Source organism: Bradyrhizobium sp. USDA 376, from assembly GCF_054063675.1.
This window is the reverse complement of sequence record NZ_JBSSGN010000001.1, coordinates 5,762,081-5,788,414: the sequence shown is the minus strand read 5'-3', so window position 1 is coordinate 5,788,414 and position 26,334 is coordinate 5,762,081. Positions and strand designations below refer to the sequence as shown.

Genomic DNA, 26,334 nt, shown 5'->3' with positions numbered 1-26,334 from the left:
GGCTACGAAGCCTCGCTATTTTCCAGCGAGGCTGCGAACGTGCTTGATAATTCCGGAAAAATCCACCCCGCCCTGCCCGGCTGCGTCGAAAGATTGATAGATCTCCTGCGCATGCTTGCCGAGGGGCGTCGCTGCGCCTGCGGCCTTGGCGGCGTCCTGCGCCAGGGTCAGGTCCTTCACCATCAGCGCCGAGGCAAAACCGGGTTTGTAATCGTTGTTGGCCGGCGAGGTCGGCACTGGACCCGGAACCGGGCAATAGGTGGTCAGCGACCAGCACTGCCCCGACGAGGTCGAGGCGACGTCGAACAGCGCCTGATGCGAGAGCCCGAGCTTTTCGCCGAGCGCAAAAGCCTCGCTCACCGCGATCATGGAAATACCGAGGATCATGTTGTTGCAGATCTTTGCGGCCTGCCCCGCGCCGGCGCCGCCGCAATGCACGATCCTCTTGCCCATGTTTTCGAGCACGGGCTTTGCCGCCGCAAATGCCTTGTCGTCACCGCCGCACATGAAGGTGAGCGTCGCCCCCTTGGCGCCGCCGGTGCCGCCGGAGACCGGCGCATCGACCGAAAGCACGCCGCTCTTGGCGGCCAGAGCATGCGCCTGACGCGCGCTTTCGACGTCGATGGTGGAGCTGTCGATGATCAGCGCGCCCTTGGTCATGGCAGGAACCACCTCGTTCCAGACGCCGAGCACATGCTTGCCGGCCGGCAGCATGGTGACGACGACGTCGGCGCCTTTCACCGCACCCGCGGCGCTGTCGGCGATGCCGGCGCCGTCGGCCCTGGCCTGATTGCGCGAAGCCTCGACGAGATCGAAGGCGACCACCTTGTGGCCGGCCTTGACGAGGTTAGCGGCCATCGGGCCGCCCATGTTGCCGAGACCGATGAATGCGATCGTGGCCATTGTCGTTTCCTCCGCTGTAACGTTGATTAGTTGAACTTCAGCTCGTCGGCGCCGATCTCGGCGAGATACGGCGCAAGCATGTCCGGCGTGACATCCTCGATCCGCGGCGGCGACCAGGTCGGATTGCGGTCCTTGTCGATCACGGCCGCGCGCACGCCTTCGCGGAAATCGTCGCTGCGGAACACTTCCAGCGCGGCGCGATATTCGCGCACCAGGCATTCCTCCAGGCTCGAGGATGCGCGTGCGAGGCGCAGCAGCTTCAGCGTCACCACCATGCCGCGCGGCGATTTTTCGTTAAGTGTCTTCAGCGTGGCCTGAGCGAAGTCGGAGCCGTCGCGCTTCAGCGCCGCGACGATGTCCTCCATACGGTCGAAGCCGAACAGCGCGTCGATCGCCGGCTCCTTCGCCGCGACCGGCCCTGCGGTCTCGCCGGTTGCAAAACCGTCGATAAGCTTTCCGACCTCGGCGGCGGTCGCACCGGGACGGACCTTCGTCAGCGCTGCGCGCAGCTCGGCCAATTTCGCCGCGGGTACAACCCAATCGGCAAACTTCGCGTGGATCGCGTCCGGCCCGTTCATGGTCTGGCCGGTCAGGCCGAAATAGGTGCCGATCTCGCCCGGCGAATGCGACAACAGATAGGTGCCGCCGACGTCGGGGAAGAAACCGAGCCCGACCTCGGGCATCGCGAGCTTCGTGCGGTCCGTGACGACGCGGTGGCTGGCATGCGCGGAAAGCCCGACGCCGCCGCCCATCACGATACCGTCCATGAAGGCGACATACGGCTTTGGAAATTTCTTGATCCGGGCATTGAGGATGTATTCCTCGCGCCACAGGATCTTGCCGAGGTCGCCATTGACCTTCGAGCTCTCCCAGAGCGTGCGGATGTCGCCGCCGGCGCAAAGGCCGCGCTCGCCGGCGCCTTCCAGCACGATCAATGCGACGGCAGGATCGGCCTCGAAGCGGTCGAGCGCCTTCTCGATGTCGCGAAACATCTCCAGCGTCACGGCGTTGATCGCCTTGGGACGGTTCAGCCGGATGATGCCGGCCGCGCCCTCGACGCGGGCGACGAGATCGCCCTCTTCCACTGCGCTCATCGTGCGCCCTCGATCAGTTTGCGCGCCACGATGAGCCGCATGATTTCATTGGTGCCTTCGAGGATCTGGTGCACGCGCAGATCGCGCACGATCTTCTCGATGCCGTATTCGCTGAGGTAGCCGTAGCCGCCGTGGAGCTGCAGCGCATGGTTGGCAACCTCGAAGCCGACATCGGTGCCGAAGCGCTTGGCCATCGCACAAAGCATGGTGGCGTCGGGGTCCTTGCGATCCAGCGCAGCGGCGGCGCGCCACAGGAAGGTGCGTGCGGCCTCGAGCTCGATCGCCATGTCGGCAAGGCGGAATTGCAGCGCCTGGAATTCGTCGAGGCGCCTTCCAAAGGCCTTGCGTTCCTTCATGTAGGTGCGCGCCTTGTCGAGCGCCGTTTGGGCACCACCAAGAGAACACGCCGTGATGTTGAGGCGGCCGCCGTCGAGGCCGGCCATCGCGATCTTGAAGCCAACGCCCTCTTCGCTCAGCCGGTTGGCGACCGGCACGCGCGCGTTCTCGAACATCACGGCGCGGGTCGGCTGCGCGTTCCAACCCATCTTGCGCTCGTTGGCGCCGAAGGAGACGCCCGGCGTCTTGCCGTCGATGACGAGCGTCGAGATGCCGCCGGGGCCACCGCCGCCGGTCCTGACCATTGCGACCAGAATGTCGGTGCCGCCGGCGCCGGAGATGAACTGCTTCTGGCCGTTGAGGACGTAGTGGTCGCCGTCACGCACCGCGCGGGTACGCAGCGCTGCCGCGTCCGAGCCGGCGCCCGGCTCGGTCAGGCAGTAGCTCGCGATCAGCTCCATGGTGCAGAGCTTCGGCAGCCAGGTGTAACGCTGGGTGTCGCTGCCGAAGGCATCGATCATCCAGCTCGCCATGTTGTGAATGGAGATGAAGGCCGAAGTGGTCGGGCAGCCCGTCGCCAGCGCCTCGAAGATCAGCGCCGCGTCGAACCGCGTCATCGCGGAGCCGCCGACATCGTCGCGGATGTAGATGCCGCCCATGCCGAGGGCGGCGGCCTCGCGCATCACGTCGACAGGGAAATGCTTCTCCTCGTCCCAGCGCAGCGCGTGCGGCGCGATCTTCTCCGCCGCAAACGCCAGCGCCATGTCGCGAACCGCGACCTGATCCTCGTTCAGAGCGAATTGCATCCCGGCCTCGCTCCTGAGAGGTTTACTTCATCAGCGGGATCGAGAACTCCGCACCTTCCTTGACACCGGACGGCCAGCGCGAGGTCACCGTCTTGGTCTTGGTGTAGAAGCGGACCGAATCCGGACCGTGCTGGTTGAGATCGCCGAAGCCCGACTTCTTCCAGCCGCCGAAGGTGTAGTAGGCGATCGGCACCGGGATCGGCACGTTGATGCCGACCATGCCGACATTCACCTTGGCCGCGAAGTCGCGCGCGGCGTCGCCGTCGCGGGTGAAGATGGCAACGCCGTTGCCGTAGTCATGCTCGGACGGCAGCGCCAGCGCTTCCTTGTAATCGTGCGCGCGCACGACCGAGAGCACCGGGCCAAAGATCTCTTCCTTGTAGATCCGCATGTCCTTGGTGACGTTGTCGAACAGCGAACCGCCGAGATAGAAGCCGTTCTCGTAGCCCTGCATCTTGAAGCCACGGCCGTCGACCGCGAGCGTCGCGCCTTCCTTGATGCCGATGTCGATGTAGCTCTTGACCTTCTCGACCGCCTCGCGCGTCACCAGCGGACCGTAATCGGCCGAGGGATCGATCGAGGTGCCGATCTTGAGCGACTCGACGCGCGGGGTCAGCTTTTCCATCAGACGGTCGGCGGTGGACTTGCCGACGGGCACAGCGACGGACACGGCCATGCAGCGCTCGCCGGCCGAGCCGTAGCCGGCGCCGATCAGCGCGTCGACGGCCTGGTCCATGTCGGCGTCGGGCATGATGATGGCGTGGTTCTTGGCGCCACCAAAACACTGGCAGCGCTTGCCGGTCTGGGCGGCGCGCTCATAGATGTACTGCGCAATCGGCGTGGAGCCGACGAAGCCGATGGCCTTGATGTCGGGATCGTCGAGGATGGCGTCGACCGCTTCCTTGTCGCCGTTGACGACGTTGAGGATGCCGGCCGGCAGGCCCGCCTCCATCATGAGCTCGGCGAGCAGCATCGGCACGCCGGGATCGCGCTCCGACGGCTTCAGGATGAAGGCGTTGCCGCAGGCAATCGCAGGAGCAAACTTCCACATCGGGATCATCGCCGGGAAGTTGAACGGCGTGATGCCGGCAACGACGCCGAGCGCCTGGCGCATCGAATAGATGTCGATGCCGGGGCCGGCGCCTTCGGTGTATTCGCCCTTCATCAAATGCGGGATGCCGCAGGCGAATTCGGCGACCTCGAGGCCGCGCTGAATGTCGCCCTTGGCGTCGGGCACGGTCTTGCCGTGCTCGCGCGCCAGCAGTTCGGCGAGCTTGTCGTAATCGCGCTGCACCAGTTCGACGAACTTCATCATCACACGGGCGCGGCGCTGCGGATTGGTCGCAGCCCATTCCGGCTGCGCGGCGCGAGCGTTTTCGACCGCGGCGCGGACCTCGGCCTTGGACGCCAGCGCGACCTTGGCCTGAACCTCACCGGTCATCGGCTCGAAAACGTCGGCGGTGCGGCCCGAGGTGCCCTTGACCTCCTTGCCACCGATGAAATGTCCGATTGAACGCATGGAATGATCTCCTTGGAAGTCGAGCCTGAACGCTTTGACAAATCCTATTGACCTGCATTTTATAGGATTCAAGTCTGAGATAATGCACCATAGATGTGCGAAAATGCTGGATCAAGGCGCTATCGATTGGGACGACTTTCGCTTCGTGCTGGCCATCGTGCGGGGCGGCTCGGTGTCGGCTGCGGCAAAACAGCTCGGCGTCGACCACGCCACGGTGATCCGCCGCGTCGATCGGCTCGAAAAGCACCTCTCGGCCAAGCTGTTTGACCGGCGCAAGACCGGCTATCTCCTCACCGAGGCCGGCCAGCGCGTCGCCGACAGCGCCGAAGCCATGGAATCGACCATCGTCGCCAACCAGGAACAGGTCGGCGGCTCGGTGGCGCGGCTGACCGGGACGGTGCGGATCGGCGCCCCTGATGGCTTCGGCACCGCGTTCCTCGCGCCGCGGCTGGCACCGTTCGCGGACCGGTATCCCGACCTCGACCTGCAACTTGTGGCTACCGCGCGGCTGTTCAGTCTCTCCAAGCGCGAGGCCGACATCGCGATCAGCCTGACCATGCCGAAGGAAGGCCGCATCGTCGGCCGCAAGCTGCTCGACTACCGCCTCGGACTCTATGCCGCCCCCGGCTATCTCGACCGCTTCCCGAAAATCGAATCCCGGCAGGATTTGGTGCAGCACCGCTTCGTCGGTTACATCGAGGAGCTCTTGTTCACGCCGGAGCTCGACTATCTGCCGCAGGTGTCGCCGCGGATCTCCGCGCGCTTTCGCAGCGCCAATCTGATCGCGCAGCTCAACGCCACCCTCTCCGGCTTCGGCATCGCGGTGCTGCCGCATTTCATGGCGAGCGACTATCCGCAGCTGATGGCCGTGCTGCCGGACGACCTCTCGATCACGCGGACGTTCTGGATGCTGATGCACGCCGACAGCAAGGACCTGGCGCGGATCAGGGCGGTGGCGGATTACATCTCGGAGATTGTCGAGCGCGAGCGGGCGTTGTTTGCGGGAAGGTAGCACCGGTCCCGTAGGGTGGGCAAAGCGAAGCGTGCCCACCAAATCTTTGCAATCATGGAAAGAACGTGGGCACGGCGCTGCCGCGCCTCTGCCCACCCTACGACATCTCGCCTAGTTCTGCTTCTTCTTGGCCGGTGCAGCCTTCACCGGCTCCCGCTTCGCGCCGCCCAGCGCGCCGTCCCGGCCCGCCTTCAGCACCTCGTCGGACAACTCGCTGGAGCCGGCTATGCGCGCCAGCAGCATGGTGCCGGCCATCGTCGCCAAGGTCGCGATTGCCTGCTTGCGGGCGGTCTTGCGCGGCAGGTTCGGGATGTAGTCGGTCATCATCTCGATCATCTCGTCGAGCTTGCCGGCAAACGCTTTGCGCGTCTTCGGGCTCTCGCGGGCGATCTCGGCGCCGAGCGAAGGGATCGAACAGCCGTGGCCGGGATTGTCGCGGTGAAGCGCCGACAGATAGGCCTCGGCGATCAGCGCCAGCCGCTTCTCGGGCGAGGCCTCACCGGTGATCTTGCGCCAATGCTCCATTGAGCGGTCCATGGCATAGGCAAAGGCCTCGATCACCAGCGCCTCGCGGGAATCGAAATGCGCGTAGAAGCCGCCATGGGTCAGGCCCGCCTCCTTCATGAGGTCGGCGACGCCGATGCCGTGGGCGCCCTTTTCGCGCAGCCGCACCGAGGCCTTCTTCACGATCCGGTCGTGGGTTTCCTGCTTATGTTCCCGGGAATAGCGCATGGACGTCTCATTGCATGTCGGAGATCATCTCATAACACAGAAATGGACCGAACGGTGGATTAATTCGTGTTTAGACATTGCCGATCATGGAGAAGGTTGCAGTTGCATGGACCGCGAGCGCGCCCTTGCCGTCGCGGACGAAACCCTCGGTGTAGCTGGTCTGGCGCCCCAGCTTGATGATTTTGCCTTCGGCCGAGATCAGCCCGGAACGCACCGACAGCGGGCGCAGGAAGGTCATTTTCAGGTCGAGGGTCACGGAGGATTGCCCGACTTCCAGCCGCGTCGAGATCGCGCAGCCCATGGCGGTATCGATCAGCGCCGCGGCGGTCGCGCCGTGCAGGAGGCCGATGGTATTTTCGAGATCCTCGCGCGGCTCAAGTTCCATCACGATCCGGCCCGGCTCGACCACCGCCATGGTGAAGCCGATCAGTTTTGCAAACGGCGGCGGCGGCAGGCGGCCATCGCGGATGCCCAGCATGGCGTCCATGCCTGACAGGCCCATGGCCACTTTCGCGACCCGTGCAGGAACCTGCCAGTCCACCACGCGCTCGCGCCTTTGCGCGGGCGAAAACAGGTCGAGTTGATCGGTGTCGGTCATGGGGCGCCTCGTTGTATGATATACATCATACTATGTCACGGACTTCACCCTGGCAACTCTCCACCCCACCCGCTTGACAAGCAGGACGTTTCGCCCCGGAAGTGCACCGACATGCGCGCCTCGCGCCTGTCCACGAAACCTTCGAGACTCAATGATGGAAATGCTCAACAACCACTGCGGCATCACGCGCGATGCGCGCGGTGTCGTTCATGTCGTGATCTGCAACGCCGGCCCGCTGAATATTCTGGGCTCGCCCGTGACCGACGCGGTGCGCGAAGGTTTGCAGCAGCTCAGCTCCGACCGCAGCATCCGCGTCGTGGTGCTGCGCGGCCAGAGTGAGAAAAGCATGATCGGCGGCGCCGACATCAAGGAGATGGCAAAGCTCGACCAAAAATCGGCCGAAGCCTTCATCAGCCGCCTGCGCGATCTCTGCGAGGCCGTGCGCCAGTTCCCGGCCCCGGTGATCGCGCGCATGCCCGGCTGGTGCCTGGGCGGCGGGCTCGAGGTCGCCGCCGCCTGCGATTTCCGCATCGCCGCGCACGACGCCCATTTCGGCATGCCGGAGGTCCGCGTCGGCATCCCCTCGGTGATCCATGCCGCGCTGCTTCCGCGCCTGATCGGCTGGGCCCGCGCGCGCTGGCTGGTGATGACGGCCGAGAACATCGACGCACCTACCGCGCTGGCCTGGGGACTGATCGACAAGGTCGCGCCCGCGGGCGGCCTCGATGCGGAGATCGAGCATCTGGTGAAGGCATTGCTCGAATGCGGCCCGGAGGCGCTGCGATCGCAAAAGGCGCTGCTGCGGCAATGGGAGGAACTGCCGCTGACGGAGTCGGTGAACCTCAGCGTCAAGGTGTTCGGCGAGTCGTTCCTGACAGACGAGCCGACGCGACTGATGGGCGCGTTTGTGAACCGGAAGCGGTAGGCCCGAGGCTGCTGAACGCGGCCTATTGTTTGCACCCTCCTTAGAACCACCCTCGGTGTCGTCCCGGCGCAGGCCCATGGGCGCTAAAATAGTTGCATTGCTTGATAGCGACGTTTTCGTCTTGGTGGTTCGTGTAGGTGCCGTCCGAGCGTGGAGCGAAGTCTGCGCAGGCAAGCAATCGCGGGTTGGGGCATGATTGCTTGTCGAAGTGAGGCGACGAGTTGGCGGAGCAGACGCCAGGTCCCTGGACGGGTCAGGCGGCCTCGGCCAAGCGGGAGAGTCCTCGAGTTCGTCGACGAGTGGCTCGAGCAGGAGAATGATCAGCAGATGAGCGAGGATGTGGGGCCTGGCGGACCGCTCGTCAGTTCCGGGAGGGCCCTTCAGGCCAATCAAACTCTTGAGCCGCTTGAAGCCGAGTTCAATACGCCATCGCAGCCGGTAGAGGGCAAGGACATCGCTCGTTGAGAAGTCCGCCGGTGCGAGCGAGGTCACCAGGATCACCCAATCTGCGGCGTCAAGTGTTTGCCTGGAGAGCTGGTGGCCTCCCTTTTGTGCCGTTCGGCGCGCCTTGCGTCGTGCGACCGCGGCCGCTTGCGCCGGCTTCCTGACGGCAACCAGGCGCAGAGCGAGCAGCGGTGCGCCAGACTTGCGTTTTATCCAGATCGGTCGATCGATCAGGCCACATGCCGAAGCCTTGCGCAGTTCGGCCGTCAGATCGACCAGGCCACCTTTGGCATCAACCCAACGCGCGCTCTTCCAGCCGGACCGGATCACGAAGTCCGCGCCGGCATCGACGAGACGTGCCATGCGCTCCGGTTGCAGATAAGCGCGGTCGCCAAGACGGATTTCGCCGGCAATCACCGGTATCCGGTCCAGCGTCTCGCCCGCTCGCTGATCGGTCAGCTCGAAGTGACCAAAGCGCTCCTGCGGAAGATCGAACGCGCTGTGTATGCGCCACACCGCGTTCTTGTTCCTGCCGCTCGTCCCAGCCTTCGGGACCGTCGTGGCGTCAACAATGCGGATCAGGCGGCCGTAGCTCGCCTTCGGCGCACCGTTCGCCAGTGCTTGACCTATCAACTTCGCCAGCCAATCTCCGCACTGACGCAACCGATACAACAGAGCCACGTTGGAGATATCGACAAGGCCCACCGACGTGGCCCATGCCGCCGTCAACCGCAGACCTCGCTCGCCAAGGCAATACGCCAGGATCAAGCGCAGCAAATCCACCGCATTGCTGATCTCCCGCGGGCGGACAAACGCCTTCGTCTCGCGCGCGCTAACGTTGAGCGCTTCGGCGCCGCCAAGCCGGGCGACAACACGCGCCCAGTCCTCGTTCACAAGCGATTCGTGTGCCATCCCAATTTGGAATCACAAGCGAATCCAACGCGCAAACCCTATTTTTGCGCCCATGGGCGCAGGCCGGGACCCATACGCCGTGAAGAAGTTGGGACGAGAAGCTCGCAGCTACCAGTCTTCGTCCAATTGGGTTCGGCGGGTATGGGTCCCGGCCCCCGTGCGCAACTGCGCACTAGGCCGGGACGACGCTGAGGCAGGCTTTCCGCGCTCCTCGACCAAATCTCATCCGAACCACGACATTTTCTCATCCCCCGCGCGGTTGCATTTTTTGCGTCGCATCATATGATGATCATAATCTTACACGTCATCGCCAGGGAGTCTCATCATGGCCGAAGCCGCCGATCCCGTCGTCATTGTCTCCGCCGCCCGCACGCCGCTCGGTCGATTCATGGGCGAATTGTCACCACTCCCCGCACATAAGCTCGGCTCGCACGTGATCGGCGCGGCGCTGGAGCGCGCCAAACTCGCGCCCGAGAAGATCGACGAGGTCTTCATGGGCTGCGTGCTGCCGGCCGGACAAGGTCAGGCACCGGCGCGCCAAGCGGCACGCAGCGCCGGTTTGCCAGACGCCACCGGCGCCACCACGGTCAACAAGGTCTGCGGCTCCGGCATGAAGGCGACCATGCTGGCGCACGACATCATCCGGGCCGGTTCGGCCGAGATTGTCGTCTCCGGCGGCATGGAGAGCATGAGCAACGCGCCGTATCTCCTCGCCAAGGCGCGCGGCGGCTATCGCGTCGGCCATGACCGCATTATCGACCACATGATGATGGACGGCCTGGAAGACGCCTACGAGACCGGCCGCTCGATGGGCGATTTCGGCGAGGCCACTGCAGAGGCCTACCAGTTCACCCGCAAGGACCAGGACGCCTATGCGATGGAGACGCTGAGCCGCGCCCGCAAGGCGGTCGAGGGCGGCGCCTTCAAGGCCGAGATCGCGCCGATCACGCTGACCGAGAAGGCCGGCCCGCGCATCATCGCCATCGACGAGCATCCGCTGAAGGTCGATCCGGCAAAGATCCCCGGGCTGAAGCCGGCGTTCCGCGCCAACGGCACCATCACGCCGGCGGCCTCCTCGGCCAATGCTGACGGCGCTGCCGCACTGGTGCTGACGAAGCGCTCGCTTGCCGATCGGAGCGGCCTGCCTGTTCTCGCCGAGATCAAGGGCCACGCCACCCACAGCCAGGAGCCGCAATGGTTCACCACGGCGCCGATCCCGGCGATCCGCAAGCTGCTGGACAAGGTCGGCTGGGGCGCCGATGACGTCGACCTGTTCGAGATCAACGAGGCCTTCGCCGTGGTGGCGATGGCGGCGCAGCGCGATCTCGGCATTCCCCGCGACAAGCTGAACGTCAATGGCGGCGCCTGCGCGCTCGGCCACCCCATCGGCGCCACTGGTGCACGGCTGATCGTGACGCTGCTGCATGCACTCGAGGCGCAGAACCTCAAGCGCGGCATCGCATCGCTCTGCATCGGCGGCGGCGAGGCGACCGCGATCGCAGTGGAGCGACTGGCGCACTAGCGTCAATGTCCGGAATTGAGGGAAGTCTGGCATTTCAGACTTCCCTCAATTGTGCCAGATTGCAACGATGACGCGGGTCCGTTGAGGCTCGCCAACAACACTGAGGCCCAATGATCTCGAACTGGCTCGCGGCAGCGCTTTCCCGCCGCAACATCCACTACGGCTGGGTGATGGTCGGCGTGACCTTCCTTGCCGCACTGATCAGCGCCGGCACGGTCGGCGCGCCCGGCGTGTTCATCGTTCCCCTGCAGAAGGAGTTCGGCTGGAGCACGGCGCAGATCTCCTCCGCGCTGTCGATCCGCTTCATCCTGTTCGGGCTGATGGCGCCATTCGCCGCCGCCCTGCTCAACCGCTACGGCCTGCGCAACGTCACGCTGACCGCGCAGCTCATCGTCGTCTCGGCGCTGGTGCTCTCGCTCGGCATGACCGAGATCTGGCAGCTCATCGCGCTGTGGGGCGTCGTGATCGGCATCGGCACCGGCATGACCGCGCTGGTGCTCGGCGCGACCATCGCCACGCGCTGGTTCGCGGCGCGCCGCGGCCTCGTCGTCGGCATCATGACCGCGAGCGTCGCCACCGGCCAGCTCGTGTTCCTGCCGCTGCTCGCAAGCCTCACCGAACGCTTCGGCTGGCGGCTGGCGCTCGGCTTCGTCTGCATCATGCTCGGCGTCTCGGCGCTGGCCGTCCTGCTCGCGATGCGCGACCGGCCGAGCGATGTCGGCCTGCGCCCATTCGGTGACGAGGGCACCGAGCCCCTGCCCGCCCCACCGGTCAGCCACGGCTCGATCACGGCGGTGGCGCTCGGCACGCTGCGCGACGCCTCGAAGTCGACCGCGTTCTGGATCCTGTTTGCGACCTTCTTCGTCTGCGGCGCCTCCACCAACGGCCTCGTGCAGGTGCACCTGATCCCGATGTGCCTCGATTTCGGCATCCCGCAGGTGCAGGCCGCAAGCCTGCTCGCCGCGATGGGCATCTTCGACTTTTTCGGCACCATCATGTCGGGCTGGCTGTCGGACCGCTACGACAATCGCTGGCTCCTGTTCTGGTACTACGGCCTGCGCGGGCTCTCGCTGATCTTCCTGCCCTTCAGCGATTTCTCGTTCTACGGGCTCTCGATCTTCGCGATGTTCTACGGCCTCGACTGGATCGCGACCGTGCCGCCGACGGTGCGCCTCACCGCGCAAAAATTCGGCCCCGAGCGCGCCAATCTGGTGTTCGGCTGGATCTTTGCCGGCCATCAGCTCGGCGCAGGCACCGCGGCATTCGGCGCCGGCTTCTCGCGAACGGTCTACCAGAGCTATCTGCCGGCCTTCTTCATTGCCGGCGCACTCTGCGTGTTCGCCGCGCTGATCGTGCTGGCGCTGTCGCGGCAGCCGAAGCTCCAGCCCGCGGCGGCCTGAAGCTAGTACCTGATCGTGGTGGTGACGCCGAACACTGCGGCGTCACCGATCCGCGAGACTCCGGTCGGATCGTTCGGGTTCGGGATGCCGCCCGAGGGGCGGAACACATACTGGAAGTAAGGCGCGATCAGCCAGCCCGGCTTGATGTGCGCTTCGTAGATCATCTCGATAAGCGTCTCGTTGCTGCGCACCGGCCCCTGGACGCCGGTATAGAAATTCGTATCGATATCCAGATTGCGCGCGGTCTTCGATATCCGCATGTAGGCCATCGCCACGCCGAAGCGGTCGAGCGGACGGCCCGGCGTGAAGCCGACGAAGCCGATGCCGCCGTCGAGGTAAAGATCGATCAAATTGCGATCCGGAGGGCTGTAGGCGATGCGGCCGAACGTAATTGCCACGCAGCCTGGCCGGAAGGCCGGTGCCGGCGGGATCGGCGATCGACTGGCCCTCGGCCGTAAAGCGCTGGCTGTCGAACGAGCCGTAATGCTTCCAGGCGCCGGGCGTGAAATTGCCGGCGAGCGGACGTCCTCCGACATCGATGTCGTAGTTGAAGCGGACCTGCCCAATCAGCCAGGGCGGATCGTTGACACGGAAGGCGAGACCGTGATGGTCGCGCAGCTGCGGGTCCTGATCGCCCGGCCCTGGGGGATCGCCGTTGAACACCGCGCCGAACAAGGTGACCTTGTCCGACAGCGCGGCTTTGATGCGAATGCCGGGCACCGCGATTGGCGGCGCCGGGCCGCCGGCCGGAAGGTTGCTCGCCTTGATCGCGGGCCAGCCGAAGGTGCCGTTGACGAAGAGGTCGTCGGTCTGGCTGTCGAAGAACTCGACGTCCGCGGCCTGCTGGCCGGCCCGGATGTTCAGGCGGTCATTGAAGAAGCTCTGCTCGAAATAGGCGTTGTAGAGCCGCTGGTCGGGCAGCGCCTCGATCTCGCTGATGGTCGCGAGATTCATCAGGTAGTTGCGGGAGAGCCCCTGACCGTAGATCACGAAGGCACTGGCGTAGAAGCGGCCGCCGGTCCAGCCGACCAGCTTGTCGAGATCGGCATCGACCGACAGATCGAGCCGGCCGAAATGGATCGCGCCGCGCTTCACGCCGCCGGAAACGTTGGCGATGTTGTCCGCGATATAGGTCGCGTCGAAGTTCAGGCCCTTGTTGGCGAGCCCGTCGTGCCACTCGTTGAACCATTTTGGCGCCAGCCACGCCGCCGCGCTCTCGTCCTTGGCACCGGCGAATGCGCTCGTGCTTGTCGTCGTGCAGGCCAGCGCGATTGCAGCCGCCAGGGATTTTTGGGTACTCCAACTCACGATCGGCGCGCGCTATTTGAAAATGCCCGTGCGCCGCATGAAGAGATAGGCCGCGCCGACCGAGGAGCCCATCAGTACCGCCGCCCAGAGAAATCCGGTCTCGACGTCGGTGAGCGGCAGGCCCTTGGTGTTCATGCCGAAGATGCCGGTGACCAGCGTCGGCGGCAGCAGCAGCGAGGTCACGATCGAGAGCGTGTGGAGGTGACGATTGCTCTCCTCCTCGTTCTTGAAGCGCAGCTCCTCCTCGAGCAGGCGGCTGCGCTCGCGCAGCTCGACGATGTCGTGATCGAGACCGTCGAGCCGCTGCGCCAGCTTGCCGGCATGGATGCGAAGCGCGGGTGCGAGATGGTCGGTGTTCTTCTGGTCGAGGCGGTGAAACAGCACGCGCAGGCCTGTGAGCTGGCGATGCAGCCGGACGCAGGTCCGGCGCAGGCGGCCGAGGTTGCGGCGCATCTCGGGCCTGGCCTCATCGGCGAGAATGCGTTCCTCGGTGTCGTCGATCTCCTGCCCGAGCTTGTCGACCATCCGGTCGAGCGTGTCGGCGACCTCGTCGACAATCTTTTCCAGGAGATGGGCGACATTGTCGACGCGGTAGCCGCCTTCGAGCACCCGCCGCGTCGCGTCCGCCGAGCACAGCGCCTGATGGCGGCCGCTGACCAGCAGCCGCTCGGTCATGGCGAAGCGCAGGAACGAGGTCTCCTCCGTCGCGCTGTCGATGTCGCGGACGAGATCGGAGAACACGCCATAGACGCAATGATCGATGACGTGGAGCTGCTGGAAGGTGTCGTGCGAGAGCAGCAGATCACACGCGAGCGCCGGCAGGCTGGACGCCGCAATCCAGGGACGCATGCGCGCGTCCGTCAGGTTGAAATGCAGCCAGAGCCGGCCATCATGGCTGAACTCGATCGGCTGGTCGATCGGCAGCGCCTCGGCGCTGCCGTCGCTGTGCAGGCGGAACGCCCAGACCAGGCCGGGAATGGCGGGGTCGGCGTTCGACATCGCGCTGACAAGCTTCGCCGGCTCAGCCATGGCCAACCCCAACCGTCAACAAATGCCCCGTCTCCGGACGATGGCTGACGGCATCGCCCGGCTCCACGCGGGTACTCAATTACGCCAGTGTTACAGTTTGATGATGACGCCCTACTCTGCGGCCAGCCCCGTCGCAGCCGCGGCTTCCGCCTCCTTGACATAGTCGTGCACGACGCGGCCGAACGGCAGCGTCAGGTCGGCGATGTAGTGGTGCGCACCGAGGCAGCGGCGGACCGGGAAGTCCGCAACCGGCGCATTGACGTGCGGCACCAGATGTAGCCGGCCGGGTCCGATCCAGGAGCCCTTCGGCACGATGTCGGTGAGGTTGATCGCGACCAGCTGGCAGACTTCGAGCCGGCCGTCGACGCCCGGGATCATCTTCAGATTGATTTGCGTCTTCGACAGCGTGGCGCGGGTCAGATCGCCGTTACCGGCCATGCTCTCGTGCTTGTAGCCCATGGTGCCCATGGCGACGAGCTGGCCGGCATATTCCAGCGTGCCGGTCAGCGTGTCCTTGACGATCTCGAGCTTCGGATGGGCATACTTCTTGGGGAAGCCCCAGATCTCGCGGCCGGCGGCGATCGGCGGATCGTCGTCCAGGTACATCTGCGAGACGAAGTTCACCTCCTCGCCGTTGAGGCGCGCGGGAATGACGAGGCCGGACTCGGTATAGCTGCCGAAGCCGGAGGAGTCCGGCATCTTGATCCATTCGTAATGCACGATCGGCTGCTCGATCGGCTCCAGCGGCTCAGGCAGGCCGGCGCGGATCAGGTCCGGGTCGGTCTCGTAGGTGATGACGAGGAATTCGCGGTTCACGAAGCGATAGGGCCCGGCCGGATAGCTCGGCCCGGCCGCCGGCATGGACGGAAGTCTCAGCACGTTTTCCCTGCGCATCCTGATCTCCTGTGTGATGATTTATGTGACGTCCGCCCGGCAGCGTCAGACGTAGATACAAATTGCTAGCCCCGCTCGTTGACTGCGCCGTGAAGGATTTCCGTCAGGCCCGCGACCGCCGCCATTCCCGTTCCGGTTGACGCGCATGCGGTCGATGCATCATCGCCGAAATTGTCATCACGCCGTCACCGCGCGACGCAATCGTTTGGCTCTCTATTCTTGGAGCATGATCCTCTCGGAAAACCGCTGCGCACTTTTCCGGATCATGCTCGGCAGGGAGGCATCACCATGGACGCCCGCACGTCGCATCCGGCACATCAGACCCATCAGCCGCCATCGCGGGGCTGGCGCCCCGAGCGCTGCGATCGCGTCGCGCTGGTGCTGCAGGGCGGCGGCGCCCTCGGCGCCTACCAGGCCGGCGTCTACCAGGCGCTGCACGAGGCCGGCATCGAGCCCGACTGGGTCTGCGGCGTCTCGATCGGCGCCATCAACTCCGCGATCATCGCCGGCAACCGGCCGGAGCAACGGCTGGAGGCGCTGCGCGTCTTCTGGGAGCGCATCACCAACCGCAAGATCTGGCACTACACGCCCGACGGCGACGTCTTCCGCCAGTGGCGCAACCTCACCAGCGCGTGGATGACCTCAACGCTCGGCCAGCCCGGCTTCTTCACGCCCAATCAGGTCAATCCCTGGTTCAGCCCGGTCGGTGCCCGCACCGCGACCAGCTACTACGACACGACACCGCTGCGCGAGAGCCTGCGCGAGCTCGTCGACTTCGACCTCATCAACGAGAAGAAGGTCCGCTTCGCCGTTGGCGCGGTCAACGTGCTCTCGGGCAACTTCATCTATTTCGACAACGCCCATGACGAGATTGGGCCGGAGCACATCATGGCATCGGGCGCCCTGCCCCCGGCACTGCCGATGGTGCGGATCGGCACCGATCATTTCTGGGACGGCGGCATCGTCTCCAATACGCCGCTGCAGCATCTGCTCGACCAGGAGGACGCGCTCAATTCGCTGGTGTTCCAGGTCGACCTGTTCAGCGCGCGGGGCGTGCTGCCGCGCTCGATCCAGGACGTGATGGCCCGCCACAAGGACATCATGTATTCCTCGCGCACGCGCCACAACACCGACGTCTATCGCCGCACGCACAACCTCAAGGTCCTACTCTACAAGGCGCTGGCGAAGCTGCCGGAGGAGCAGCTGTCCGACGAGGAGCGTCAGCTCAAGGCGAGCCTGCGCAACATGCCGGAGATCGCGATCCTGCACCTGATCTACCAGCAGAAGGCCTATGAGGGCGATGCCAAGGACCACGAGTTCTCGGGCACCTCGATGCGCGAGCACTGGACGAGCGGCTACGAGGACACCAAGCGCACGCTGAAGCGCCGCGACTGGATCAAGATGCCGGACGAAGGCATGGGCCTCGTGGTGCACGACGTCCACCGGGAGACGGAGAGCGCGTAGCGCCTGCCTCGCGGAGCGCTTCTAAAATAAAAAGCGCGAAAACAACCCCATGCACAGTAGCCGGGCGTGGCGGATCAATGACTTAGCGCATCCGCCAAGTCATTTGACCCGTCGGGCAAAACACCGGCATAATGCGATTATTCCGAACTCTCCGACGCGTACTGGCAGTCGGTGAGCCGTAACGAAAATTTCTCCCCTGCGCCTGGCGCAAGGGCTGCCGCAACACAGTCGGTATCGCCCCGGCGGAGCAGCATCATCCGGACGGGTGACGAGGGCAGAGCAACCGGCAGATAACATCGGCGACGCAAGAGAACGCTCCAAGACCGGAGCGCGGCGCCAGCAGGCCGGCCGCACGACTTGATTGCGCGAGGATCATGCCGCAAGCTGCGCGGGAGGCTGGAAGGATAGCGAATCCATGACCGAGCCGGCTGTCCCAGAAAACTGCGCCGCCCCTGGCGATCCGACCCCAGACGGGGATCGCAGCGATGCGTCGACCGCGAGGAAATTGCCGGAGTACCGTTCACTCCTCGGGCGAGCCGTGTGTGTCGCACAGTGGGCAGTGGCAGGTCTTGTGGCCGTGTGGGATACGCTTGTCTTGAGGGCCTGGATCGCGGCGATCGTCACAGCGCTTCTGGCATTGTTGTTTCTTGGGTTCGATCAGACCTCAGACCTTCTGCTTGGCATCATGTACGATATTGATTCCGGGCAGGTCGGCGTCCTGTCCGGCGAACAGCCATGGGCTGGCGTATGGCGATACCTGGCGTTCTGGGTCGCCTCAATGTTACTGATCGCAGTCCTTGGCCTGGCTACGCGTATCACCGGAGCCCCCCGGGATCGGCCATCCGACTCCGGCAACGACGAAAAGATACTCGAGCGGGTCAGGCCCTGTGCCTGGCTCATCGTCGTGCTGTCGACAGTCATTATGCACGCCTCCGCGTTACAGACATTGCCGCGCGCTCAAGGTGAGCCATACCTGGTATCGATCGTCATCCTGGTGTGTTGCGGCATTCCTTGGGCCGCCGGCAAGCAGTTCAAGGGCAAAACCATTCTGCTATGGAGCTTGGCCATCGCCACTGCGGCCTTCTATGCCTGGGTGATGTTCAAGGAAGGCACGAACGAGCGCTGGAGCCTGATATTCTTCGTGCGCTGGATGGAATGGATCACAATCGCCGTCATCGCGATTGTTGCTTGGTTCGCCTGGCCAAAGCAGGCGATCGGGTGGCCCGGGCTTGTGCTTGGCGTGTTATGGGTTGTACTGGCTCTCGTCGTATATGCTCGCTCGGTACAGCTACCACAACAGATCGGCAGCCTCGCTACAGCCCTGTCCCACATTGCGTTCATAACCGCATCGGCAGCAGCTTTGATTTACATCGCGCGGCGATGGACATTCGCCGGAAGGCGTCCGGACATCGCTATCGTGCTGGTGCTGATCGCTGTGGTCTGGTGGTCACTCTCGAACGAAAGGATTGGCCAGGAGAAGCTTGCAAGCCAGCCGGCGGCCACGTCGGCCGTCAAGCAGGCCTCCGACACGAAGAGGTCGGCCTACGCGATCCATGCGGACGGGGGCGGCTTGCGCGCAGCGCTTTTTACAGCGACGATCCTCAGTCTCGCCGATGACATCACATGCGGCCGATTTGGAACGCACGTCTTTGCCGCCAGCGGCGTTTCCGGCGGGGCGCTCGGCATCGCAACCTGGGCCATGCTTCGGCAGGAGCTGGTGAGCGCGCAGGAAAGCGAGGCATCGGCTTGGAGCGAATGCAAAACGGCTGATATCCCGGCTCTCGTAAAGCAGGCGCCGCTCCAGCCGCCGGGCAAGTGGTTCAATGTCCCCTTGCCGCTTACGAATCTGGTGTACGGAACCCTCGTTCGGGACCATCTGGCCGGTCCGCTCGCGGCCATGCTCACGCCCGAGCAGCCCTTCTCCCGGAATGCACATCGCGGCCAAGCCCTCGTCGATAGCTGGCAGGCTTCGGCATTGCGGACCATCCGGGAAAAGCTCCCGAACCGGAGCTCGCCGGAAGGATACACCATCAATCTCGGGCAACTTGATGCCGGCCTGAAAGCTCGCCCGAAACTGATTTTCACCGCAACCGATGCGGATAGCGGCAACCGCGTCGTGATGTCGAATATTGGTTGGAAACCGTACGCCGCATTCAAGAACATGCAGATCGGCGTAGCAGCGCTAAACAGCGCGCGATTTCCGATCATCAGTCCTCCCGGAGTGATCCACACGCCAAAGGGCGGGATGCGTGTGGTCGATGGAGGATTTTACGACAACTCTGGCGCGGCATCGCTTCGCGAGATTCTGCTCGCCGCATCAGCCCACAAGAGCGCGCCCATGCCGAAGCAGCTCAGGACGCTGCGCATCGACGGAAACCCGCTCGAGGATCCCGATGCAAGATGTGAGAAATTCGCTGATCTCCTGCTCGAAAAAAAATACACGCCCGTACGATCAATCTGGAAATATGGTCCTGCGCCCCACCGCTCCCCCAAACACGACGTCCCGACGGCTGATTCCGTACCGTCATTCAGCGGTCTCTCATCTCTATCAGCGTACTGGAATGCGCGCTCGGCCCGGTCCCGTGAGGCCGTTCGATCTGTCAACTCGACTGAGCTGCGGGGAATCGTGAAGACGGTGCTGGATCCGTTTTCAGAGAACCCATTGACGAAATTCGATCCGGCGTGCATCGACCGCCTACCCGAAGCCGCCGAGGCTGATGATGCTGCGCGGAAATGTGTAGCCCTCAACCAATTCATCTGTCTCGCCTCTGCAAACGCGCGCTTTGGGCCGTTGGGTTGGTACCTTTCCAACGCTGCTGCTCTGGACATCATGAACTGGGCTTATTACGTCCTGATGGATAGCGCGTTTCTTCGCAACCAGTTGTAGGTCCGGCCTGCATCGCCGCCCTTCGCCGCACAGTCGGAAGCGCATGCGAGAAGCTGCTCGCGCAGCGAGCCATGGGCGGCATCAGACTCGAACCGCGCGTGCCAGGTCACGAACAGCGTGAAGCGGCCGGCGTCGAACGGCACGTCGAGGTCGGAAATTCGGAAGCCATACTCACCCCGCAAGCCACGGACACGCTTCGGTCAGGCGACGCTGCGTCGCCGTGATGTCCGGGACGCAACTCGCGGTCAGCGCGAATTCGTCCACGCCCTGGACGATCATCTCCAGGCCCATCTCGTCTGCGCTGAACGAGCCAATGGCCTGACCGTCGATTGCGATGCAACGGCCGACGAGGTCGATCGACATTTGCGGCGGCCGGGGGCGGCTCAACTCGCTCGCGATGCGGGCATGGGTCGCGGGATCGACCCTCGCAGGCAACAGATGGTTCTTGCAGGCGTTCTGCTCGAAGATCTCGGCGAAGCTCTTCGCAATGACCGCGCGGAAGCCGTAGTCCATGAGAGCCCATACGGCGACTTCGCGCGAGGAGCCGCAGCCGAAATTCTCGCCGGCCAGCAGGATCGGCCCTCCCGCGAATTGCACGTCGTTCAGCACGAAATCCGGCTTGAGGTGCCCCGCAGCGTCGAAGCGGAATTCGTGGAACAGGACCTCGCGCAATCGGTCCCGGCCGCCGCCATTGATCCGCTTGTGCGGCGCCGCAGGGACAAGGGCGTCGGTGTCGACATTGTCCCACAGCAGCGGAACGGCAATGCCTTCAATGCTGGTGAGCTTGCCCGTCATGCCAAGGTCCTTGCCAAGGTCCTGACATCGGTGATCGCACCGTTCACCGCCGCGGCGGCCACCATCGGCGGGCTCATCAAATGGGTGATCGATCCCGGACCTTGCCGGTTCTCGAAGTTCCGGTTCGAGGTGGAGGCGCACCGCTTGCCGCGGCCGACGACATCGGGCCCGAGCGCCGCGCAGAGAGAGCACGCCGACTCGTGCCATTCGAAGCCTGCCTTGCGGAAGATCCGGTCGAGCCCCTCGGCCTCGGCCTGTCGTTTCACGCCCGATGACCCCGGGACCACCAGCGCGCGCACGGCCGGCGCGACCTTGCGTCCATCGACGATGCGCGCTGCGGCGCGAAGATCGGAAAGCCGGGCATTGGTGCAGGAGCCGATGAAGGCGACGTCGATCGGTGTCCCCAGGATGGGTTTGCCCGCCTCGAGGTTGGCGTAGATGAGCGCCCGCTCCCATCGGGATCGCTGCGACCGGTCCCTCGCTGTCCCGGGATCAGGGACGGCGCCATCGACGGGGATCGCATCTTCCGGGCTGGTGCCCCAGCTCACCATGGGTGCGATCGAACGCGCGTCGATGGCGTACTCCTTGTCGAAGTGCACCTCGTCATCGCTCGCAAGATCGCGCCAGGCGGAAACTGCCGCGTCGAACGCGGCCCCCTTTGGCGTTCGCGGACGTCCTTCGAGATAGGAGAAGACAGCATCGTCAGGTGCGACCAGCCCGATCCGGGCGCCGAATTCGATGGAGAGATTGCACAGCGTCATCCGCTCCTCGACCGAAAGGGCCCGGATGGCGCTGCCAGCATATTCGACGGCGCAGCCGGTGCCGCCATCCGTCGAAAAACGCGAGATGATCGCCAGCGCAATGTCCTTCCCGCTGACCCAGGGATCGAGAACACCGTTGACGGTCACGCGCAGCGATTTCGGCCGCGGCAGCCAGAGCGCCTGATAGGCGAGCGCGTGCGCGATCTCCGTGCTGCCGATGCCGAAGGCGATCGCCCCCAGCGCGCCGTTGGTGCAGGTGTGGCTGTCGCCACAGACCGCCGTCATTCCCGGAAGCACGGCGCCCTGCTCCGCGGCGACGACGTGGACGATGCCCTGCGCGGGATCGCCAAGCCCGATCAGGGGAATGCCGCGTTCGGTAACCTCCCGCCGGAACGCGCGCACCGTCGGCGCCATCACGGGATAGGTCTCTTCCGTCCGGCCCGGCGCGGTCGCGACGGTGTGATCGATCACCGCCAGGGTGCGCGCGACATCGGCCACCGCGAGGTTGCGCTCGCGCAGCGTCTCGAAGGCGGGCAGCGAGGTCATGTCGTGGAGAAAGACGCGATCCAGCGACAGCAGGTCCCGCGTTCCGTACGTCCTGGCCGTATGGGATTGCCAGATCTTCTCGAACAGCGTCCGCGGCATGCCCCTACTCGCCTGTGATGCCAAGCGCGCGGACAAGCTCGCCCCGTGCCTTGTAGTCGATGTCGATCTGGCGCCTGAAGTCGTCCTGGCTGCCGCCCGTTGCGACCATGCCCTGCTTGTCGAGCCATGTGCGCATCGTCTCCGTTGCGAGGATCGCGTTGATCTCCTTGTTGAGGGCCGCGATCACCGGCGGTGGCGTCTGCTTCGGCAGCATCAGTCCGATATAGCTGATGATCTTGAAGCCGGGATACGTCTCGCTGATGGCCGGCACGCCCGGCAGCAACGGGTAGCGCTGCTCGGACGTGACGCCGAGCAGCTTGATCTGACCTGCCGTTGCCAGCGGCTCCACGGCCGTGGGTGCGCCGAAGATCAGCGGTATCTGCCCCGCAAGAAGGTCGCTCACCGACGCCGCCGTTCCCTTGTAGGGAATGTGGGTCATGGTGAATCCGCCGGACTTCTGCAGCATCTCGCCGGCGAGGCGATGCGGCGTCGAAGCGCCGGCGCTGCCAAAGCTCAGCGCCTGCGGCTTCTGCTTGCCGAAAGCCACAAGCTCGGCAACAGAATTGGCCGGCAAGTCCTTGGCCGCGGCCAGCAACAGGGGCGACCAGGCGACACTGACGACGGGCTCCATCGCCTTGGAAAGATCGAAATGGTTGCTGGAGGCAAGGTGCGGATCGATGGTGAGCATCGCGTCCGTCACCATCAGCACCGTGTATCCGTCCGGCTCCGCCCGCGCCGCCGCCTGCGCAGCGATCATGCCGTTGGCGCCGGTCTTGTTCTCGATCACGACGGAGATCTTGAAGGTGTCGCCGAGTTGCTTGCCGATGATGCGCGCAAGCGCGTCGGCCTGGCCTCCCGCGGAATAGCCGACCAGGATCGTGATCGTTCGCGCGGGATAGGCTTGCGCCCTTGCAGGCTCCACCATCGCAACCAGCCCAAGCAGCGCGATCGCGGCTGCCGGAATACGCGCTTTCCAACGAAGCAGCATGCGGGACATCATCATCCCTTTCCTCCCTGTTGCAGCATGGTGGCTCGGCCACTCTCTTATTTTATGCAGGCACGTTCGCGGACGCGCTCAATATGCCGGTAGCGCGGAGATCGGCGATCTCGCGCGCCGAATATCCGGCCGTGCCGAGGATGTCGTCGGTGTGTTCGCCAATGCGAGGCGGCTGGCGTTCAAGGCCCGGCCGGTCGCGCGCGTCGCCGAACTCGACGGGCAGCGCCGGAATTCCGACCAGCGGTCCGCCGCCAAAGCCGGCGATGGCCGTTGCAAGCAGTCCGCCATTGGCCAGCAGATGCGGATCGAGCGACAGTTCATCCGGCCGCCCCACCCGCGAATACGCCACGCGTGCAGTTTCGCATTTGGCGAGAATCTCCTCGAGCGGCAGTTGCGTGATCCGTCGCTCCAGCTCAGGAAGCATCCAGTCGCGCGCCTCGCATCGATTGGCGTTGCCGATGAGCCTCGGATCGTCGCGCCAGTCGTCGAAGCCGAACGCGTCGCAGAAGCGCTGCCAGTGCCCGTCGGAGGTGCATCCGATGAAGACCTGGCCGCCATCCGATGCCGTGAAGACGTCGTACACGCCCCAGGCATTCTTTCGGGCCGGCATTGGCGGCATTGGTCCGCCGATCACGGCACTGCCGACGACGAGCGCGCCGAGCATGAAGGTCGCGCTCTCGAACAGCGAGCTCGAGACCTTCTGTCCCACGCCGGTGATGTCGCGTTCGCGCAGCGCCGACAGTGCCGCCACGACGCCGAACACGCCGCCGAGGATGTCGATCACGGGCGCGCCTGCGCGCAGCGGCCGGCCGGGCGGCCCCGTCATGTAGGCAAGGCCGGACTGCATCTGCACGACCTCGTCGAGTGCGCCCCGGTTCTCGTAGGGGCCTTTCAGAAAACCCTTCATCGACAGGTACACGAGCCGCGGGTTGATCTTGCGCAGATCGTCCCAGCTGCATTTCAGCCGCTCGATCGTCCCGGGTCCGAAATTCTCCAGCACGACATCGGCATCCTTCACCAGCCGGTGCACGATCGCCTGCCCCTCCGGCCGCTTCAGGTCGATCGCGATGGAGCGCTTGTTGCGGTTGTAGGTCGCGAAGAATCCGGCTGCGAAGCCCGGCAGCCGGCGGGTCGGGTCGCCGTCGGCGGGCTCGATCTTCACGACGTCCGCGCCGAGATCGGCGAACAGAACGCCCGCGCACGGACCCATGATGGTATGGCCGAAATCGAGCACCTTCAGTCCGGCGAGCGGCTTCGCGGAGGTCATGCCCCGGCCCTCCGCCGCATGGCGGCGAGCGTGCCCGATCGCAGCGCGGCGCTTGGCAGGCGGTGTCCGACGATCCGCTCGGCAAGCCGTCCGGCCTCGATCAGCGCCTCGATGTCGAGGCCGGTTGCGATGCCCATTTCCTCGCACAGCAGCGCCAGCTCCTCGGTGGCGATGTTGCCGGGCGCACCCGGCTGTCCCGCGAACGGACAACCGCCGAGCCCTGCCACCGCGGCATCGAACGCGGTGACGCCAAGTCGCAACCCCTCATAGGCGCAGGCGATGCCCTGGCCGCGGGTATCGTGCAGATGCAGCGCGATCCGCAGATCGGCCCAGCGGTCGCGAACGGCGCCAACGGCCGCGGCGACCCGCCGCGGTGTGGCCCAGCCCATGGAATCGGCGAGCGACACCTCGCGCACCTCGATGCCGGCTTCGCGCGCGATCGTGAGCCCGTCCGACACGGTTTCGACCACCTTTGCCGCCGACACGTCGCCACCAAAGTTGCAGCCGAACGCGGCCATGACGATGATCTTGGCAATCGGCACGTCCGCCTGGCGGTGCGCGCGCACATAGTTTCGCATCGCCTCGACCTGCCCGGCACGATCGCGGTTGAGATTGCGAAGCGCGAACGGCTCGGAGGCGCTCAGCGAGATGAATCCGGCGAGGGTGAGCTTGCCCTTGAAAGCCGAGGCGCGTTGCAATCCGCTGTCGTTGAGCCACAGCGCCGTGTACGCGACATCTGCGCGGGGACTGAATCCCGCAACGACCTGCTCAGCGTCGGCCCAGCCCGGCACATGCTTGGGATTGACGAAGGACGCAACCTGAATGCGCGAGAGACCGGTCGCCGAGAGGGCGTCGATCAAGGCGATCTTGTCCGCGGTCGCGATCGGCCCCGGCTCGATCTGAAAGCCTTCGCGCGGCCCCTCCTCGGTGATGACGATCCTGTTCGGCAGGTCCATGCCGCGACACTCCCCGGAGCTGTTCTTATTGGTTCGGCCGGAGCTTGCCGGGCGCCAAGACATCTGACAAATATAATATGAAGATCGTCATGATCTGATTATTAGATCGATCGGGAGCAATGCGATGGCGCTCGGGTTACGGCAGATCAGATACTTCATCGCGATCGCCGACGCCGGCGTGCTGTCACGGGCCGCCGAGACCCTCAACATCGCGCAGTCCGCACTCAGCCATCACGTTGCGGCCCTCGAAGCCGATCTCGGCGTGAAGCTGCTGGAACGGCGGCCACGCGGCATCGCCCTGACCGCGGCCGGCCGCCGGCTCTACGAACATGGCAGCGCGGTGCTTGCGAGCCTGGGCAAGGCCGAGGAGGACGTGCGGACCTATAACGAGGCGGCAACGGGACCGGTGAGCCTCGGCCTCAGCCACACCGCGATCGCGATGGTCGCGCTCGATCTCATGAAGGCGGTCCGTACGCACTCTCCCGGCGTGCACCTGACAATCATCGAATCGCTGTCACCGGCACTGATCGAGCGCGTCCTCTCGGGCACGGTCGATCTCGCGCTGGCGTACAATCCGCCGCGGGATGCCCGGCTGGATGTGGAGTGGCTGCACGAGGAAGATCTCTTCCTGGTCGGACATCCGGGCCTGATCGGCCGGTCCTCCGGCCCGATTCCCTTCTCCGCCATTCCGCAGAAGAGCGTGCTCGGGCTGACGCCGCTACCGGCCTCCCGCGCCATCATCCAGACTCAGGTCCTGCGCAACCAGATCGTCCCGAGCCCAACGCTCGAGGTCGATTCCCTGTCGGCGCTGCGCATGGCGCTCGAAGCCGGGCTCGGATGTGCAATCCTCTCCCGCGCCACGGTCCTTGCAGACATCGCGGCTGAGAAATATCACGCCCGCCGCATCGTCGATCCGCCGCTGTCGCGTTCCCTCGCCCTGGTCGCACTCGCGGACCGGCCACAAACCAAGGCCTTCCTCGAGGTCCGCAGGACCGTGACGGAGGTCGTCCGTGCGGCCGTGAACGAACGACGATGGCCTGCGAAAAGGAGCGAACGGCAGCGCAGACGCCCCGGCTCCGGCGCGGCCAAGGCGCGATGAGAAAACCGCTGCGCGCTTTTCCGAATGAC

Annotated in this window: 20 protein-coding genes and 2 pseudogenes; 7 read left to right on the top strand and 15 right to left on the bottom strand. The window is 64.9% G+C overall.

Annotated elements, in window-relative coordinates; genetic code table 11:
• Positions 1 to 15 precede the first annotated feature (15 nt).
• The 4 genes from mmsB to ACVJ19_RS26620 are packed head-to-tail and all read right to left on the bottom strand — an operon-like array spanning position 16 to position 4,658.
• Positions 16 to 1,020, bottom strand: a complete 1,005-nt coding sequence (gene mmsB / locus ACVJ19_RS26635; protein WP_453955216.1) for a 3-hydroxyisobutyrate dehydrogenase — start codon at positions 1,018 to 1,020, stop codon at positions 16 to 18.
• Positions 930 to 1,997, bottom strand: coding sequence for an enoyl-CoA hydratase/isomerase family protein (locus ACVJ19_RS26630; RefSeq protein WP_453952083.1), 1,068 nt, complete (start codon positions 1,995 to 1,997; stop codon positions 930 to 932). Before ACVJ19_RS26630 ends, mmsB begins: the two co-directional genes overlap by 91 nt.
• A complete protein-coding gene (locus ACVJ19_RS26625; protein WP_453952082.1) occupies positions 1,994 to 3,139 on the bottom strand; it encodes an acyl-CoA dehydrogenase family protein in 1,146 nt (381 codons plus the stop codon). The genes ACVJ19_RS26630 and ACVJ19_RS26625 overlap by 4 nt, the downstream gene beginning before the upstream one ends.
• 22 nt (positions 3,140 to 3,161) lie before the next feature.
• Positions 3,162 to 4,658 (bottom strand): CoA-acylating methylmalonate-semialdehyde dehydrogenase, encoded by a 1,497-nt coding sequence (locus ACVJ19_RS26620; protein ID WP_453952081.1) that lies wholly within the window; start codon positions 4,656 to 4,658, stop codon positions 3,162 to 3,164.
• Between the two features lie 103 nt (positions 4,659 to 4,761).
• Here ACVJ19_RS26620 and ACVJ19_RS26615 point away from each other — a divergent pair, with 103 nt between their 5' ends.
• Positions 4,762 to 5,670 carry a LysR family transcriptional regulator gene (locus ACVJ19_RS26615; RefSeq protein WP_453952079.1) on the top strand — a complete coding sequence of 303 codons (909 nt, stop codon included), beginning with the start codon at positions 4,762 to 4,764 and terminating at the stop codon, positions 5,668 to 5,670.
• Positions 5,671 to 5,781: 111 nt separating this feature from the next.
• On the opposite strand, the gene ACVJ19_RS26610 is transcribed toward ACVJ19_RS26615, so the two are convergent.
• Both ACVJ19_RS26610 and ACVJ19_RS26605 read right to left on the bottom strand, forming a co-directional pair.
• Entirely contained in the window at positions 5,782 to 6,402 is a 621-nt protein-coding gene (locus ACVJ19_RS26610) for a TetR/AcrR family transcriptional regulator (protein WP_453952077.1), read from the bottom strand.
• A 70-nt stretch (positions 6,403 to 6,472) separates the two neighbouring features.
• Positions 6,473 to 7,000: a PaaI family thioesterase gene (locus ACVJ19_RS26605; RefSeq protein WP_453952076.1), complete on the bottom strand. Its 528-nt coding sequence runs from the start codon at positions 6,998 to 7,000 to the stop codon at positions 6,473 to 6,475.
• A gap of 154 nt (positions 7,001 to 7,154) precedes the next feature.
• Here ACVJ19_RS26605 and ACVJ19_RS26600 point away from each other — a divergent pair, with 154 nt between their 5' ends.
• Positions 7,155 to 7,925, top strand: a complete 771-nt coding sequence (locus ACVJ19_RS26600; RefSeq protein WP_453955215.1) for an enoyl-CoA hydratase — start codon at positions 7,155 to 7,157, stop codon at positions 7,923 to 7,925.
• Between the two features lie 441 nt (positions 7,926 to 8,366).
• Here ACVJ19_RS26600 and ACVJ19_RS26595 read toward each other — a convergent pair.
• A pseudogene (locus ACVJ19_RS26595) lies at positions 8,367 to 9,281 on the bottom strand (transposase); the annotation flags it as partial.
• Positions 9,282 to 9,606: 325 nt separating this feature from the next.
• Between ACVJ19_RS26595 and ACVJ19_RS26590 the strand changes: the two are divergent.
• Together ACVJ19_RS26590 and ACVJ19_RS26585 are read left to right on the top strand one after the other, a co-directional pair.
• Complete coding sequence (locus ACVJ19_RS26590) at positions 9,607 to 10,803, top strand: acetyl-CoA C-acyltransferase (protein ID WP_453952074.1); 1,197 nt, start codon at positions 9,607 to 9,609, stop codon at positions 10,801 to 10,803.
• Positions 10,804 to 10,913: 110 nt separating this feature from the next.
• Complete coding sequence (locus tag ACVJ19_RS26585) at positions 10,914 to 12,203, top strand: MFS transporter (protein ID WP_453952072.1); 1,290 nt, start codon at positions 10,914 to 10,916, stop codon at positions 12,201 to 12,203.
• A 2-nt stretch (positions 12,204 to 12,205) separates the two neighbouring features.
• Here ACVJ19_RS26585 and ACVJ19_RS26580 read toward each other — a convergent pair.
• From ACVJ19_RS26580 to ACVJ19_RS26570, 3 genes and pseudogenes are all read right to left on the bottom strand, one after another.
• A pseudogene (locus ACVJ19_RS26580) lies at positions 12,206 to 13,514 on the bottom strand (carbohydrate porin).
• A 9-nt stretch (positions 13,515 to 13,523) separates the two neighbouring features.
• The gene (locus tag ACVJ19_RS26575; RefSeq protein WP_453952070.1) at positions 13,524 to 14,540 is read right to left on the bottom strand and encodes a transporter; all 1,017 of its coding nucleotides are present in this window, start codon (positions 14,538 to 14,540) and stop codon (positions 13,524 to 13,526) included.
• Between the two features lie 111 nt (positions 14,541 to 14,651).
• Positions 14,652 to 15,434, bottom strand: a complete 783-nt coding sequence (locus ACVJ19_RS26570; protein ID WP_453952068.1) for an acetoacetate decarboxylase — start codon at positions 15,432 to 15,434, stop codon at positions 14,652 to 14,654.
• 288 nt (positions 15,435 to 15,722) lie between these two features.
• Here ACVJ19_RS26570 and ACVJ19_RS26565 point away from each other — a divergent pair, with 288 nt between their 5' ends.
• The gene (locus ACVJ19_RS26565) at positions 15,723 to 16,898 is read left to right on the top strand and encodes a patatin-like phospholipase family protein (RefSeq protein WP_453952066.1); all 1,176 of its coding nucleotides are present in this window, start codon (positions 15,723 to 15,725) and stop codon (positions 16,896 to 16,898) included.
• Positions 16,899 to 17,313: 415 nt separating this feature from the next.
• Entirely contained in the window at positions 17,314 to 19,785 is a 2,472-nt protein-coding gene (locus ACVJ19_RS26560) for a hypothetical protein (protein WP_453952065.1), read from the top strand.
• A 171-nt stretch (positions 19,786 to 19,956) separates the two neighbouring features.
• Here ACVJ19_RS26560 and leuD read toward each other — a convergent pair whose 3' ends face one another.
• The 5 genes from leuD to ACVJ19_RS26535 are packed head-to-tail and all read right to left on the bottom strand — an operon-like array spanning position 19,957 to position 25,206.
• Complete coding sequence (leuD, locus tag ACVJ19_RS26555; protein WP_453952062.1) at positions 19,957 to 20,580, bottom strand: 3-isopropylmalate dehydratase small subunit; 624 nt, start codon at positions 20,578 to 20,580, stop codon at positions 19,957 to 19,959.
• The gene (gene leuC / locus ACVJ19_RS26550) at positions 20,577 to 21,986 is read right to left on the bottom strand and encodes a 3-isopropylmalate dehydratase large subunit (protein ID WP_453952061.1); all 1,410 of its coding nucleotides are present in this window, start codon (positions 21,984 to 21,986) and stop codon (positions 20,577 to 20,579) included. Before leuC ends, leuD begins: the two co-directional genes overlap by 4 nt.
• A gap of 4 nt (positions 21,987 to 21,990) precedes the next feature.
• A complete protein-coding gene (locus tag ACVJ19_RS26545; RefSeq protein WP_453952059.1) occupies positions 21,991 to 22,989 on the bottom strand; it encodes a Bug family tripartite tricarboxylate transporter substrate binding protein in 999 nt (332 codons plus the stop codon).
• Between the two features lie 46 nt (positions 22,990 to 23,035).
• Positions 23,036 to 24,250 (bottom strand): CaiB/BaiF CoA transferase family protein, encoded by a 1,215-nt coding sequence (locus ACVJ19_RS26540; protein WP_453952058.1) that lies wholly within the window; start codon positions 24,248 to 24,250, stop codon positions 23,036 to 23,038.
• Positions 24,247 to 25,206, bottom strand: a complete 960-nt coding sequence (locus ACVJ19_RS26535) for a hydroxymethylglutaryl-CoA lyase (RefSeq protein ID WP_453952056.1) — start codon at positions 25,204 to 25,206, stop codon at positions 24,247 to 24,249. Before ACVJ19_RS26535 ends, ACVJ19_RS26540 begins: the two co-directional genes overlap by 4 nt.
• A 124-nt stretch (positions 25,207 to 25,330) precedes the next feature.
• On the opposite strand from ACVJ19_RS26535, the gene ACVJ19_RS26530 reads away from it, so the two are divergent.
• The gene (locus tag ACVJ19_RS26530) at positions 25,331 to 26,305 is read left to right on the top strand and encodes a LysR family transcriptional regulator (RefSeq protein ID WP_453952055.1); all 975 of its coding nucleotides are present in this window, start codon (positions 25,331 to 25,333) and stop codon (positions 26,303 to 26,305) included.
• The last annotated feature ends 29 nt before the right edge of the window (positions 26,306 to 26,334 follow it).

Coding starts and splice junctions, on each gene's coding strand:
- ACVJ19_RS26630 (WP_453952083.1), bottom strand. CDS start 1,997: ATGAGCGCAGTGGAAGAGGGCGATCTCGTCGCCCGCGTCGAGGGCGCG.
- ACVJ19_RS26625 (WP_453952082.1), bottom strand. CDS start 3,139: ATGCAATTCGCTCTGAACGAGGATCAGGTCGCGGTTCGCGACATGGCG.
- ACVJ19_RS26620 (WP_453952081.1), bottom strand. CDS start 4,658: ATGCGTTCAATCGGACATTTCATCGGTGGCAAGGAGGTCAAGGGCACC.
- ACVJ19_RS26615 (WP_453952079.1), top strand. CDS start 4,762: ATGCTGGATCAAGGCGCTATCGATTGGGACGACTTTCGCTTCGTGCTG.
- ACVJ19_RS26610 (WP_453952077.1), bottom strand. CDS start 6,402: ATGCGCTATTCCCGGGAACATAAGCAGGAAACCCACGACCGGATCGTG.
- ACVJ19_RS26605 (WP_453952076.1), bottom strand. CDS start 7,000: ATGACCGACACCGATCAACTCGACCTGTTTTCGCCCGCGCAAAGGCGC.
- ACVJ19_RS26600 (WP_453955215.1), top strand. CDS start 7,155: ATGGAAATGCTCAACAACCACTGCGGCATCACGCGCGATGCGCGCGGT.
- ACVJ19_RS26590 (WP_453952074.1), top strand. CDS start 9,607: ATGGCCGAAGCCGCCGATCCCGTCGTCATTGTCTCCGCCGCCCGCACG.
- ACVJ19_RS26585 (WP_453952072.1), top strand. CDS start 10,914: ATGATCTCGAACTGGCTCGCGGCAGCGCTTTCCCGCCGCAACATCCAC.
- ACVJ19_RS26575 (WP_453952070.1), bottom strand. CDS start 14,540: ATGGCTGAGCCGGCGAAGCTTGTCAGCGCGATGTCGAACGCCGACCCC.
- ACVJ19_RS26570 (WP_453952068.1), bottom strand. CDS start 15,434: ATGCGCAGGGAAAACGTGCTGAGACTTCCGTCCATGCCGGCGGCCGGG.
- ACVJ19_RS26565 (WP_453952066.1), top strand. CDS start 15,723: ATGGACGCCCGCACGTCGCATCCGGCACATCAGACCCATCAGCCGCCA.
- ACVJ19_RS26560 (WP_453952065.1), top strand. CDS start 17,314: ATGACCGAGCCGGCTGTCCCAGAAAACTGCGCCGCCCCTGGCGATCCG.
- leuD (WP_453952062.1), bottom strand. CDS start 20,580: ATGACGGGCAAGCTCACCAGCATTGAAGGCATTGCCGTTCCGCTGCTG.
- leuC (WP_453952061.1), bottom strand. CDS start 21,986: ATGCCGCGGACGCTGTTCGAGAAGATCTGGCAATCCCATACGGCCAGG.
- ACVJ19_RS26545 (WP_453952059.1), bottom strand. CDS start 22,989: ATGATGATGTCCCGCATGCTGCTTCGTTGGAAAGCGCGTATTCCGGCA.
- ACVJ19_RS26540 (WP_453952058.1), bottom strand. CDS start 24,250: ATGACCTCCGCGAAGCCGCTCGCCGGACTGAAGGTGCTCGATTTCGGC.
- ACVJ19_RS26535 (WP_453952056.1), bottom strand. CDS start 25,206: ATGGACCTGCCGAACAGGATCGTCATCACCGAGGAGGGGCCGCGCGAA.
- ACVJ19_RS26530 (WP_453952055.1), top strand. CDS start 25,331: ATGGCGCTCGGGTTACGGCAGATCAGATACTTCATCGCGATCGCCGAC.